A 13432-nucleotide genomic window follows, 5' to 3' on the forward strand; every position below is an offset into this window, starting at 1 on the left:
TTAGTCCCACAAAGTAAGCTGTGCACGCGGTCTTTCGATGTCCAGTAAAAGGGTTTTATTGGTTAGTCCGCCGCCGAAACCGACCAGTTTACCGTCGGCGCCAATGATCCGGTGACAAGGACCAATGATGGGGATCGGATTTTTATTAGCGGCACCACCAACGGCCCGTACGGCTTCGGGGCTACCGATTTGCCTGGCGATCTGGCCATAAGTCCTTGTTTCGCCGAAAGGAATTTCCATCATGGCGTACCACACTTTCTTCTGGAATTCGGTCCCTTTGAAGTCCAGTTCCAGATCAAATACTTTCCGGTTTCCGGCAAAATATTCGTTCAGTTGCTTTTCGGTTTCCAGAAGTATCGGGTGATTTTCGTTTTCGATCTCTTCGCCGGTCTTCCCGTTCTGCGTGCCGTCGCGCTCCCATCGTACAGCCCGCAGCGCCACGTTGGTCGCAATCAGCGTCAACCGGCCTACCGGCGATCCAATGGTTTTGAAGTAAAGGTCCATATGGTCAAAAAGTATGCATTGATCAATTATGCTGCAATAGATGCCTCATCAGCAGTGTATTGCCAGGTAACCGGTGTTGATTACAAATGCAACTTACTCAAATTTAGGCACGGACTATGAGGGCAACGTTTCTACCGCTGGTTTTTGTTCTGTCTGCCTGCGACATATCTGGCCGGAATTTCCCCCTCGATCATTTAAGGAACGGCGCATTCATTGCAGCCTTTATTGGTGAGGAAAACAGCACACTGGAGTATCCGTTGGCTATACCATTAATTGGCAGGCGCGCAAGGTCTTTTTCCATCGGGATGCAAAATTGGCTGCTTCTGAGGACTTTCCGTATCACCCGGTCGTGTCCTGTTCGCCGCGCGGGTATTTTTTTGCCGATAAAATTAGGCGGCTTTATTTTGGGCGCCGATCATATCGAATCCATATATTAGCGGCCGAGTAACCAACTTGCCCAATAGATCTATGTCCAATCCGCTTCCACCCGCCTCCGATGACCAGGTTTTGTGGAATGCTTTTCGGCAGGGCGACGAAATTGCGTTCGGCGAGATTGCCAGAAAATACTACAAAGGGCTCTTTACTTACGGCACCCGTTTCTCCGGCGACCGCGAATTTGTCAAGGATTGCATCCAAGACTTGTTCTTCGAAATGTGGACACGCCGTGAAACGCTGGGAGATACGGATTTTGTGAAGTTTTATCTTTTGAAATCCCTGCGCCGGAAAATATACCGGGAAAGCAACCGGAAAAACTGGATCGCGGAGGAAACGGACTTGGATTACATGACCGAAAACGTCGGTGACCCGTCCATAGAGCAGCAGATCATTGAAATTGAATCCAGTGAAGAAAAAATCAGACTGGTAAACCAGCAACTCCAGTACCTTCCCAAACGCCAGCAGGAGGTAATCTATCTCAAATTCTACGAAAACCTTGATAATGAATCCATTGCTCAGGTGATGTCCATCTCGAAACAAGCCGTGGCAAATCTGATCTACCGCTCGATCAGGGATTTGAGAGGAAATATTTGAGAAGATCAAAAAAAATCTTTCCTTTTTGATTATAACTCTCCGCCTCCTGCCTATGTATGTTTGAAAGGCAATTTATATGGACAGGTACCGGGAATATCATGTAGAAGATTTTGTTTTGGATGCGGAATTCCAGCAATGGGTCCGTTACCAGGCCCCGGCGTCCTGTGAATTCTGGGATGGTTACCTGCTTAGAAACCCTGATCAGGTAGCGGACATTGAAATTGCCCGGACATTATTGCGAGGCGTTTATGAAAACTACACCTCCGATATCAGTGAGGAAGAGATCGAAGCCGAAATTTCCGGTCTGATCAGCCGGATCAGGGCGGATCAGGCGAATAGAGGCCATGAATTTCAGTCGGTTAAGAGTGAATACGTAACGGCCAGGCCGCTGTTGCAATGGCTGAGCGCCGCCTCCATTTTAGTGATCTGCGGATTTTTGTATTTGTATTACCATGCTTCTCCCCAAAGCGGGAAATCGGAATTGGCGCAAACGGGGAAGGCCCATCTGACGGAGAAATTCAATGATACCGCTTCCGAGCAGACGATTTCACTGGAAGATGGCAGCGTAGTGGTGCTCAAACCCAAATCCAGGCTTAGTTTCCCCGAACGTTTTGATGAAGACAAACGGGAGGTGTATTTGTCGGGCGAGGGTTATTTCAAAGTTTCAAAAGATGTGGAACGTCCGTTTCTGGTATATGCCAACAGCCTGGTTACCCGTGTTTTAGGGACCAGCTTTATTGTAAAGGCGTTCCAGAATGCAAAGGAAACTTCGGTTGAGGTGAAGGAAGGCAAGGTCTCTGTGTTTAGAAAACAGGATTTCGTACTGATCGGCGAGGGCGCAAAAAATACTTCGAAAGGAGTGGTGCTTACGCCTAATCAAAAGATCTTATTTGAGCAGGAAGTGGGTACCATGACCAAAACATTGATCGATGTGCCGGAAGTGATTCCTTCCGCTAAAGCGGCGTTCCGTTTCGCGTATAAGGGCGCACCGGTAGGACAGGTGCTGACCGACATTGAAAAGGCGTACCAGGTTGATATCATATTTGACGCCGAGCTGCTTTCCGATTGTACTTTCACCGCGACTTTATCCGATCAGCCCTTGCTGCAAAAGCTGGATATCATATGCGAAGCCATCGAAGCTAAGTACGAAGTGCTTGACGGTCAGGTGATTATTTACGGAAAGAATTGTTTGAATTGACTTTTTAAAATACTATTCCTAAACCCTTGAATCTATGTACAGTTCCAATTACTCTTCCTCCTGAACAAGAGGAAGCCAGCCCTTAGAACCACCCTTTCGGCTTAAATCTTGTTGAAAACCAACCCGTGCCCGTTCCTTTGAAAAAAGGGACGCACAGGGATTTTTTTGCCAAAATTCTGACCCATTAAACCATTGCATGATGCGAAAACTCTATCGTTTCCGGCGGCTGTCCCAGTTGATGAGGCTGTCCTTATTCCAAATCTTACTGATCGCCAGCGTGATCGGCCATGTGTACGCAACAGAGGGAAATGCCCAGACTTTCCTTAATCAAAAAATCAGCCTGACCGTCCGGAACAGGCAGGTTGAGGATATCCTGGGCGAAATCGAAGGAAAAGTCAAGGCCAAATTTGTTTTCAGTCCCAAACTGATACGCTCGCATCGTAAAGTGAGTATTTCGGTGACCAATCAACCCCTCAGCAAAGTACTGGACGAGATACTTGTCCCATTGGAGCTGAAATACCGGGTGTCGGAGGACCTGATCATCATCAGCAGGGAAGAAAAGGCCGAAAAGCCGGATCGCACAGGAATGCTGGTGCCTGTTTCCGATTCACCGGCCCCAGCTGCTGGAGCCATGGCCGACAGGACTGTCAGAGGAAAGGTGACCGACGAGAGGGGGGAAGGCCTGGCAGGAGTGAGTATTGTATTAAAAGGGAGTACTAAAGGGACGACTACCGAAGCAGACGGCAGATTTCAGTTTGCTGTCGACGGTCCCGATGATGTGCTGATTTTTTCTTTCGTGGGTTTTAAAACCTTTGAAACCGTGGTAGGCAGCCAGAGTGAAATGGATATTCGCCTTCATGCCGATCAAGGCCAGCTCGAGGAAGTGATTGTGGTTGGCTATGGCACAAAAACCAGGGAAACGGTGACGGGCGCCATTGCCCAGGTAAGCGGCGCCGCATTGACCAGCAGGCCCGTGACCAAAGTAGGCCAGGCTTTGCAAGGCCTGATCCCGAACCTGAACGTAACCAACCCTGACGGGAATCCTAATGCAAACCCGACGTTCAACATCCGGGGGAATACTTCGCTCAGCGGTGGCAGCGCGTTGGTACTCGTGGACGGCATTCAAATGGACTTAAATCTTTTAAACCCGGCCGATATCGAGAGCGTTACAGTATTGAAAGACGCAGCTTCAGCCGCTATTTATGGTGCAAGGGGCGCATTTGGTGTTATTCTGGTCACAACCAAAAAAGGGACCAGGGACAGAAAGCCGCAGATCAGCTATTCGGGCGCGATGAATTTCAACAAGCCCACTTACCTGCCCGATCTGCTGAATACCATGGACTATCTCGAATCCCAGAATATTGCTCAGTTTAATAACAACGGAAGCCAGAAGTATACCAACGAGCAGGTGCAATGGGTGAAGGATTACATGGCCGATCCGGTCAAGAACCCAAGCTATCACGTGCTGCCCAACGGCAAGATCTTTTGGAACGCCAATCCGGATGTATTGGGCATGATGGTTAAAAAATGGTCGCCGGGCCAATCCCACACGGTGAATGTGAATGGGGGCAACAGCAAAACATCTTATTATTTTTCAGGGGGTTACCTGAAACAGGACGGCTTGTTCAAGACAGCTACGGATGTTTTCAAAAGGTATAACTTCACAACAAACGTGAGCTCCGACCTGACGGACTGGTTTAAGGTAGGCGCGAAAGTCAATTACATTTCCACGAATTACAATGAGCCCCATAAGTATCCCAATAAGGGTAGTGACTGGTGGGAGCAGATGACCAGAGGTGAGCCGCAGATCCTGTTTCCTGTCAAAACGCCGGCCGGTTCGCCTGTGGGAGAAGGAATGCCTACCGAAAATTTTGTCAATTTTCTGGAAAGCGGTTCCAGGAAGATAACCAGCTCTTCGACAGGGATATATAGTGTGGATGCCCAGGCTAAAATCATCGATGGACTGAAAATAAGCGGGAATTTTTCCTACACCGCGGTTCGTCAAAACCTGAAAGAAAATCAGGTGGGTTTTCAATACATCCGTGATACCTGGATCCCTCAGATCTCCGCGACGACGCCGTCTTTCGTACAGAGGGATTTCACGTCATCGGACTATTTCGCGGCCAACTTGTATGCAGACTACAGCAAGGTATTTGCCCAAAAGCATGCCATTTCCGCTTTGGTGGGATACAACCAGGAATGGTTTAATCTCACAGGTGCAAGCGTCAGGCGGCAGGACCTGATCAGCGGACAGGTGCCGGTACTGAACCTGACAACCGGTACCATCACCACCACCGACCAGCAGACCGCGTGGGCGATCCGGGGCGCATTTGCCCGTTTGAACTACGACTTCATGGGCAAGTACCTGATCGAGTTCAACAGCCGCTACGATGGTACATCGCGTTTTCCTGCGGGACGGCGGTTTGGTTATTTCCCCTCCGTTTCGGCGGGTTGGCGGGTGTCGCAGGAGAATTTCATGAAGCCGCTTTCGCGCATACTGCCTGAACTGAAGCTCCGGGCATCCTACGGAACGCTTGGCAACCAGTTGGTAAGCAGCAATTTTCCTTATGTTTCCCTTTTTGGCATTGTGCCCCAGGTGCAATACGACCTGGGTGGAACGTTGCCATTGGGCATTTCTGCTCCCGGTCTGGTAAGTCCCGACCTGACTTGGGAGAAAGTGTCGACCCTGGATTTTGGTGCAGACGCCAGCTTGTTCGGCAAGCTGACCCTTGGTTTCGACTGGTATAAAAGAACAACCTCGGGCATGCTTGTAGCGGGGGACCGGCTTCCGGCAGTATTGGGCACCGCCGTACCTCAGCGCAATGCTGCCGAACTGAAAACGACGGGTTTTGAATTCAGCGTTAAATGGGCCGAGCAGGCCGGCGAAAAACTCCGTTACGATGTAGGGCTGGTTTTGTCGAGCTACAAGGCGGTGATCAGTAAATTTGACAATAACCCGAACAAACTGATCACCGGTTATTATAAAGGCCAGAATATAGGCGAGATATGGGGGTTTGAAACGGTCGGTATTTTCCAGAACAGCGGGGACGCGGCCAGCGCAGCAAACCAGGACCAGCTCGGTAATTCCGGGAAATGGGGCGCCGGGGATATCCAGTACAAAGACCTGGACGGGGACGGCAAAATTACCAGGGGTGCCAATACTGTCAGCAATCCTGGCGACCAGAAGGTGATCGGCAATACCACTCCTAAATTCCAGTTTGGAGTAACAGGCAACGTCAGCTGGAATGGTTTCGACTTCAATGTATTATTTCAAGGCATTGCGAAAAGGGACTTTGTGCCCAAAGGAAGTTATTTCTGGGGCGCCATCAACAACTCGGCCGCCGTCGGGACCAACGAAGTGTACCGCGATGCCTGGTCAACAGAAAACCCGGATGGTTATTACCCGATTTACAAGGCTGGGTCGACTTTCAACATTTTGCCCCAGACCCGCTATCTGCAGAGTTCCGCCTATATCAGGCTGAAGAACATTTCATTGGGCTATTCTATTCCCGCCAAGATCTTGGAAAAGATCAGGTTAGCGCAAGTGCGGCTGTACGTGACGGGCCAGAATGTGTGGGAGTTCACCAAACTAAAAGGAAACTTTGACCCGGAAGTGACAGGAACGCCGGTCACACCGGATGCAACCAATCCGGGCAGTTCGGCAAGTGATTCTGGTGACGTGGGCATGTTTTACCCATTGCAACGGGTTGTTTCATTCGGTATCCAGCTAACCCTCTAATTTATCCGCCATGCATCTTATAAAAAATACACTCGTTATCCTCGTCCTGGCCCTTGCCGCCGGGGCATGTTCAGATGATTTTCTGGACAAAGTACCTACCGACTCGCTGAATGAAAGTAATTTCTGGCATAATGAAAATGAATTGAAACAATATGCCAATAATCTTTATTCGAGTTTTGAGGGTCATTCTACCGGAACAAACCTCAGCCCGCTGGTCTCAGGCGACAACCAAAGCGACAATATGGTGCCGCTGGATTTTAACCTGATCGCGGCCGGGAAAAACATCGTACCTACTTCAGGCGGCGGCTGGGACTGGAAGCTGATCCGCACCTGCAACTATTTCCTGACACGGTACAATCAAACACCCATCAGCCAGGAAGTGAAAGACAAGTACGCAGGGGAGATCCGGTTTTTCAAGGCACGCGACTACTATGAAAAAGTGAAGAGTTTCGGCGATGTACCCTGGCTTTGGAAAGACCTGACCACCAATTCGCCGGAGCTGTACGCGCCCCGCGACAGCCGGGTACTCGTCATGGATTCGCTGCTGGCCACTATCAATACAGCCATCGCGAACCTGCCCGCAAAAGCGGCTGCCGAACCCGGGCGGATAAATAAGGATGTAGCGCTGATCCTCAAAGCCAGGATATGCCTGTTTGAAGGGACGTTCCGCAAATACCAGGGAATGACAGGAGGTGAAAAATTTTTACAAGAAGCGGTTACCGCAACCGACCAGCTGATCAGTGAAGGGCATTACCAGATTTACAATACCGGTAAGCCAGCCTCGGATTACGCCGCTTTGTTCAATTCACTGGACCTTAGCTCAAACAAAGAAGTTATTTTATATAAAGCCTATGAAACGGGCTTGTACGGAAATGCCACATCTTGGAATATCCAGCTGAACAACTTCAATACCAGTGCGTCAAAAGCGCTGGTTGAATCCTATCTCTGCATAGACGGCAAGCCTATTTCCCAAAGTCCGATGTACCTGGGCGATGATAGTATCCAGGCGGAAATGAAAAACCGGGATCCACGTCTGACGCAAACCATTGTGCAGCCTGGCACGGGCATTCAGGCTGGTTTTGGCCTTCCCGCGATTCCGGGATCCGGTTTCAGCGGGGTGGGGGTCGTCCCGAGTGGTTACCAGATCACCAAATACTGGGTTGCTGACCAAGCTGAATTTGTGCGCATCCAGAATGGTATCCTAGACTCGCCGACTTACCGTTTCGGGGAAGCATTGCTGATCAACGCGGAAGCCAATGCAGAACTCGGCCTGGCCAGTCAGGCTATCATCGATAAGACGATCAATGTGTTGCGAAAAAGGGCTGGTATGCCGGACATGGTGATTGCTTCATTGGTAAAGGACGCCAGATCCGACTTTCCTGAGCTGCCCGTTTTACTGGACGAAATCAGAAGAGAAAGGCGGGTCGAACTGGCAATCGAAGCATTGCGCTTCGAAGATCTGTTGCGCTGGAAAGCCGGAAAATTGCTGAACAAGCCCGTGTTGGGAATGAAGTTTGTGCAAAAACAATTTCCAAAGGCGGTAATTGGCAGCAGTATTTTTGTGAATGCTCAGGGTTATATACTTCCCTATGGAAAATCATTGCCCGGCGGCCGCACTTTCGACGAATCCAAAAACTATTATCAACCTTTGCCGCTTGACGAGCTCGGACTCAACCCCAATCTTGTCCAAAATCCAGGCTGGCAGTAAAATACCGGTATGAAGCTCAATTCTTTCATTCAAATCGCTTGTTTTGGGGTTGTTGCGCTGGTTACCAGCGGGACTACCACGCTGAAACCTTTCAGGCCAGCTAAGTCCAAGCCCAATATCATCCTCATTTTTACAGACGACCAGCGGTACAATACCGTGCACGCATTGGGTAATGACCAGGTGATCACGCCCAATCTCGACGGACTGGTCAGGGGCGGCACCACGTTCACGCATGCATTCAACATGGGTGCGTGGCACGGGGCGGTATGCGTGGCCAGCCGCGCAATGTTGTTGACCGGTATGTCGGTCTGGGATGTGAAAGAACAGGAAAAAGACTACAAGCCGTTGATAGCCCGGAACGGTTTCTGGCCTCAGCAGATGAAACTGGCTGGTTACGAGACTTATATGTCGGGGAAATGGCATGTCGCTACCGATGCAGCCAAGCTTTTTGACCATGCTAACCATATTCGTCCGGGTATGCCGAACCAGACTCCCCAGGGGTATAACCGGCCGCTTTCCAGAACGGATACGACCTGGCAACCGTGGAAAGAAGAGTATGGAGGGTTCTGGCAGGGTGGAAAACATTGGAGCGAAGTGCTGGCCGACGATGCCATCGGGTATCTGGACGAAGCTTCAAAAAAAGACTCGCCATTCTTTATGTACCTGGCATTCAACGCACCTCACGATCCAAGACAGGCGCCGAAGCGTTGGGTAGACAAATATCCGGTGGACGATATGAAAATGCCGGTGAGCTTTCTGGAAGAGTATCCGTTCAAAACAGAAATGGGGTGCGGCACCGACCTGCGGGACGAGCAACTTGCGCCTTTTCCGAGAACGCCTTATGCGGTCAAAAAGAACATCCAGGAATATTATGCAAGTATTTCATACATGGACGAACAGGTTGGCCGAATCCTGGATGCATTGAAAAAAAGCGGAAAGCTTGAAAACACCTATATTTTCTTTACGGCCGACCACGGCCTATCTGTAGGCCATCACGGACTGATCGGCAAGCAAAGCATGTTCGATCACAGCATCCGCCCGCCTCTGGTTGTGAGCGGCCCCGGTATCCCGAAAGGGGAAAAACGGGGGCAAAACGTTTATTTACAGGATGTAATGGCTACCAGCTACGAACTGGCCGGAGTTGAAAAGCCTGCGCATGTCTTTTTTAATAGCTTATTGCCTTTGATCAAAGACAAAGGGAAATCAAGTCATTATCCTGATATCTACGGCTGTTATATGAATTTACAGCGAATGGTCAGGACCGAGCGATATAAATTGATTGTGTATCCTGCCGCATCGAAAGTCCTGCTTTTTGACTTGGTGAAAGATCCTCATGAAATGCATGATATCGCCGGGCAAACTTCGAGTGCGGCGATTTTGAAAACACTCAAAGCCAAACTGACGGCGCAGCAGAAAGCAATGCACGATGGACTGGATTTGTCGGCGGTGCTTGCCCCTTAAGTTTCGTACGTTTCGTTTTCCGCCCGTAAATCCCGTAAAGGAGACTTTGCAACCCTGACGAAAGTCCCTTTAGGGGATCTAAGGGCAAACAGGCACAGAGCTGTCACAGTATCAACCTTATCTACGCCGATAAACCACGGCTTCGATAAACCCAAAATAATGCCGGCTGCTGAAAACCGGCCCGAAGTTTTCGGCTTTGAAAATCGCTTCCATGTCGGGCAGTTCGGTTGCCTCCACGCTGCTAACCATTTTGAAGAAGCGATACATGACTTTTAGCAATGGTTTCTGCCAGAATCTGTTAAGGTCTTTCTGGAGTTTGAAATCGGCAAAAAGCCAGAGACCGTCGGGTTTTAATAGCTTGTTCAGACTTCGAAAGCTGAGGCGCGCGTTTTCAGCGTTGAAATTGTCGAACAGAAAAGGTGTGAGGATCATGTCGAACTGGTGCGCGGTCGTAAAATCCTGTACGGCCATCTGCAGGAAAACGACCTCATTCTGTTTACAATCCCTTTTTCGGGCGAGGGCTATCATTTTGGCGGACATATCCAGATAGGTGATGAGCAGGCCTTTCGGGTGAACTTTGGCTATCTCTTCCAGGATCCAGCCTGTACCGCCGCCTGCAATCAGGACATTTGCAGGCGCAGCTATAAAGGATAAAAGCGATTGTTGCGAGCGCACAATCGCTTTTTGAAAAACCAGCCGGCTGATCAAATCATAATTTCCGGCAATTGCGTCGTAATTGTTTTTCTTAGTCAAAATAAGAACCATTCAGGGGGAATTCGGGCAATATACATGATTTAAATTCCCCCCGGACCGGCGCAGCTTCATTCACTTTTCAAAACCTTCGCGGGGTTGTTCCTGGCTGCCTTGATGGTCTGCGAGCCGATCATTAAAAATGCCAGGAGCATGACCGTAAATGCTCCCGCAAGCATTTCCACCAGATTGATTGGCTGGTGATACGCGAACTGGGTCAGTACCACTTTGTCAAAAAAGAAATAGGTCGTCGGGAGCGCGATGAATGCTGAAATGAGCAGCAGGATCAGAAAACCTTTACATAATAAATAGATCAGCCCCGGCTCGCTGGCGCCCAGCACTTTACGAATGCTGATCTCCTTCAATTTGGTTTCTGTCGTGAACACCACCATTCCGAACAATCCCAGTGATGCAATGCAAATTGCAAGAAATGCGATGAAACCAATGATTTTGACCATGACCGAAAACTGACTGTACGCTTCCTCGATCTGGTCGCCGTAGAATTTAGCGTTGAGCTCATGAACTTTATCAACTTTCTGCCAGGCGCTTTTAATGCTTGTCATGGTTTCCGTCAAGTCTTTTGAAGCCATTTCAACATTCAGATATCCTCCGGGAGGGTCTGCCGCATAGAGGAACATGACTGGCTCTATTTTATTTTCCAACGTACCATAGTGAAAATCGCGGACCACCCCCACGATCGCCAGATTTTTCCCATTCACTTTTACGGTCTGTCCGATTGCTTTCGCCGGGTTTTGGCTGGCTATATTAAATCGTTTCAGAAGTTGCTGGTTGACAATGATTTCGCTTTCCTTCCCGCTTTCAGGCCTCAACTGGAAGTTCGTGCCCGCCAAAAACTGATGCCCGTGCAGCGGGAGGTAATTTTCGTCTACCTTATTGTTCCAGACACTTGCCGAATCGGTTCCGTATACAAGGTTATCGCCGTACATGCTGCCAAGGCTTGTCACCATCATGGATTTTGAAATGCGTTTTACGCCGGGAATTTCCGAAAACTCCTTCGCTAAAATAACTCCTTTATTGCCCTGTAATTTGATATTGACAATGTTGTCCGTATGAAAGCCGAGATCGAAAGACAGCAACCCCTTATATTGATGATAACCCACCAAAGTCGCAGCAATGAAGATGAGGGATAGTGTAAACTGTGTCACAATCAAGGCTTTGCGAATACCGATGCGCCTGAAGATTTTAAGGTTGGTTGCGTCCTTCATGACCGCCAGCGCATTGATTTTTGAAAAGAATAACGCAGGCAGAAAACCAGCCGCCAACCCCGTGGCTACTGCAAGGAGGATGAAATACAGGATGGTATGAATCGAAAGGTCAAGTGCGACAAGATCGGGCACGTGCTTGTCGAGGCCCATGAATTGCTTTCTTAAGACCAGGAAGAAGGCAAAGGAAAACAGCAGCGCAAGTAGTGAGATGATAACCGATTCAGAAATAAACTGACCCATTACGTGACTTTTCTGTGCGCCAATCATCTTGCGGATCCCTACTTCGCGCGACCTGCGCATTGACCGCGCCACCGACAAATTGGTATAATTGAAGCAAGCCGAAAAAATGATCACCAGCGCCAGTCCGCTAAGTACCCAGATCACGGTCGGCGAAATCGCCGGGCCGATGTTATTGGATAGCGAACCGCCCAAAACAATGTCTTTGATTGGTTGGAGCGAAACCCACACCTTCCGGTCCGTCAGCGACTTGTTTTCCTGATCGCTGAGCTTGTCAAGAGCAGCTTGCAGTTTCGCGGGGTCTGTCTTTTCAGGAAATGTGACGTAAACGTAATTTTGCCAGATGTTGTCCCAGCTATGAAAATCCCGATCCGTATGTGCCGCGTCGAGGGAAGCCAGCGAAATCAAGGCGCCGAAGTTAAGGTGCGATAGTTTCGGAACATCCCCGACCACACCGGTGACGGTGTAGCTAACGGTGTCAAACTGCACCGTCCTGCCCAATGGATCGGCGTCCCCAAATAGTTTTTTCGCCGTTTTTTCGGTCAATACCAGCGCGTAGGGATCTTTGAGAGCGGTCGCCACGTCACCTCTGACCAGTGGAAAAGAAAAGATTTTAAAAAAAGAATTATCTGCCCACGTTGCTTCTATCGGAAGGGTAGCTTCGCCTACTTTGGCGTCCCCGCCGAACCCTGCCCTGATGATGGAAACGTCTTCAATGGCAGGTACAGCTTCCCTGATCTTTTCACCAATCTGTATCGAAGTAGAAGCCAGCTTCATTTCCGACGACGGCCCGTTGCTTGATGTGCGGGTGATCACACGATACATACGATCTTTCTTTTCATGAAAATCGTCGTAGGAATACAGGTCGGCAACGATGGATATCACCAATAATCCTACCGACATGCTCACGGCCAGCCCGACAATGTTGATCAGTGAAAATAATTTGTTGCGGACGAGGCTCCGCCGGGAAGTTTTGAGGTAGCTGCCGATCATGATCCAATGAATAAAAAGGTTAAAGAATTCTATTTTTCGAATGGTATAAGGCCTCATAAACTTGATTACATCAAGCACATAGATCAGCCTTGCTTGTTTAATTCCCTTTCTTGCGACATTGCGGTCGAAATATTCGTTAAGGTCGCCTTCCAGGTCTTCCAACAGACGGGGGCGGCAGTACCAGTGTAAAAAGCGGGTGGCCCAGCGGGGAGGCCTGGCTTCTGGTTTCTGTTTCATATCGAACCTTCCAGGTTAAAGCCGGGGATATTGCGCCAGATGTTTTCGCGGATTTCTTTGGCCTTCATCAATGCCACTTTGCCTGTATGGCTTACTTCATAAAAACGCTTGCGTTTTCCGCCGCGCGCGCTGGTTGCCTCGCCAAGGCGGCTTTTGGCTAATCCTTTTTCTTCCAGCCGGTTCAGTACAGCGTGCACGACGCCCAGCTTGGCGCTCCGGCCTGTATATTTCTCCAATTCGTCACAGATCGCTACACTGTATGCTTCACTCGCCAGGGAAGCAATGGTGAGCAGTACCAGTTCTTCAAATTCACCCAGGTTGGCCCCTTTCATAGTGTCAGGCTTATGTTT

9 protein-coding genes are annotated in these 13432 nt (G+C 49.4%); 5 read left to right on the forward strand and 4 right to left on the reverse strand.

Going from position 1 to position 13432, the window contains the following annotated elements; genetic code table 11:
• The gene (locus AC1XUF_RS15565; RefSeq protein ID WP_483342732.1) at positions 1-504 is read right to left on the reverse strand and encodes a methylated-DNA--[protein]-cysteine S-methyltransferase; all 504 of its coding nucleotides are present in this window, start codon (positions 502-504) and stop codon (positions 1-3) included.
• A gap of 468 nt (positions 505-972) precedes the next feature.
• On the opposite strand from AC1XUF_RS15565, the gene AC1XUF_RS15570 reads away from it, so the two are divergent.
• The 5 genes from AC1XUF_RS15570 (at position 973) to AC1XUF_RS15590 (ending at position 9639) form a co-directional block, all read left to right on the forward strand.
• Entirely contained in the window at positions 973-1533 is a 561-nt protein-coding gene (locus tag AC1XUF_RS15570; protein ID WP_483342733.1) for an RNA polymerase sigma factor, read from the forward strand.
• A 76-nt stretch (positions 1534-1609) separates the two neighbouring features.
• Positions 1610-2731, forward strand: coding sequence for a FecR family protein (locus tag AC1XUF_RS15575; RefSeq protein ID WP_483342734.1), 1122 nt, complete (start codon positions 1610-1612; stop codon positions 2729-2731).
• Between the two features lie 196 nt (positions 2732-2927).
• On the forward strand, positions 2928-6470 hold the full coding sequence (locus tag AC1XUF_RS15580) for a TonB-dependent receptor (protein WP_483342735.1): 3543 nt from the start codon (positions 2928-2930) through the stop codon (positions 6468-6470).
• 10 nt (positions 6471-6480) lie between these two features.
• Positions 6481-8178, forward strand: a complete 1698-nt coding sequence (locus AC1XUF_RS15585; protein WP_483342736.1) for a RagB/SusD family nutrient uptake outer membrane protein — start codon at positions 6481-6483, stop codon at positions 8176-8178.
• A 9-nt stretch (positions 8179-8187) separates the two neighbouring features.
• A complete protein-coding gene (locus tag AC1XUF_RS15590) occupies positions 8188-9639 on the forward strand; it encodes a sulfatase family protein (protein WP_483342737.1) in 1452 nt (483 codons plus the stop codon).
• Between the two features lie 117 nt (positions 9640-9756).
• Here AC1XUF_RS15590 and AC1XUF_RS15595 read toward each other — a convergent pair whose 3' ends face one another.
• Genes AC1XUF_RS15595 through AC1XUF_RS15605 form a run of 3 tightly spaced genes read right to left on the reverse strand, consistent with a single transcriptional unit; the run spans position 9757 to position 13414 of the window.
• On the reverse strand, positions 9757-10404 hold the full coding sequence (locus tag AC1XUF_RS15595) for a class I SAM-dependent methyltransferase (RefSeq protein ID WP_483342738.1): 648 nt from the start codon (positions 10402-10404) through the stop codon (positions 9757-9759).
• Between the two features lie 56 nt (positions 10405-10460).
• A complete protein-coding gene (locus AC1XUF_RS15600; protein WP_483342739.1) occupies positions 10461-13082 on the reverse strand; it encodes an ABC transporter permease in 2622 nt (873 codons plus the stop codon).
• Entirely contained in the window at positions 13079-13414 is a 336-nt protein-coding gene (locus tag AC1XUF_RS15605; protein WP_483342740.1) for a PadR family transcriptional regulator, read from the reverse strand. The genes AC1XUF_RS15600 and AC1XUF_RS15605 overlap by 4 nt, the downstream gene beginning before the upstream one ends.
• Between the last annotated feature and the right edge of the window lie 18 nt (positions 13415-13432).

Source organism: Dyadobacter sp. HNCC25DJ185 (assembly GCF_056895195.1).

Coding starts and splice junctions, on each gene's coding strand:
- AC1XUF_RS15595 (WP_483342738.1), bottom strand. CDS start 10,404: ATGGTTCTTATTTTGACTAAGAAAAACAATTACGACGCAATTGCCGGA.
- AC1XUF_RS15605 (WP_483342740.1), bottom strand. CDS start 13,414: ATGAAAGGGGCCAACCTGGGTGAATTTGAAGAACTGGTACTGCTCACC.
- AC1XUF_RS15565 (WP_483342732.1), bottom strand. CDS start 504: ATGGACCTTTACTTCAAAACCATTGGATCGCCGGTAGGCCGGTTGACG.
- AC1XUF_RS15570 (WP_483342733.1), top strand. CDS start 973: ATGTCCAATCCGCTTCCACCCGCCTCCGATGACCAGGTTTTGTGGAAT.
- AC1XUF_RS15585 (WP_483342736.1), top strand. CDS start 6,481: ATGCATCTTATAAAAAATACACTCGTTATCCTCGTCCTGGCCCTTGCC.
- AC1XUF_RS15590 (WP_483342737.1), top strand. CDS start 8,188: ATGAAGCTCAATTCTTTCATTCAAATCGCTTGTTTTGGGGTTGTTGCG.
- AC1XUF_RS15580 (WP_483342735.1), top strand. CDS start 2,928: ATGATGCGAAAACTCTATCGTTTCCGGCGGCTGTCCCAGTTGATGAGG.
- AC1XUF_RS15600 (WP_483342739.1), bottom strand. CDS start 13,082: ATGAAACAGAAACCAGAAGCCAGGCCTCCCCGCTGGGCCACCCGCTTT.
- AC1XUF_RS15575 (WP_483342734.1), top strand. CDS start 1,610: ATGGACAGGTACCGGGAATATCATGTAGAAGATTTTGTTTTGGATGCG.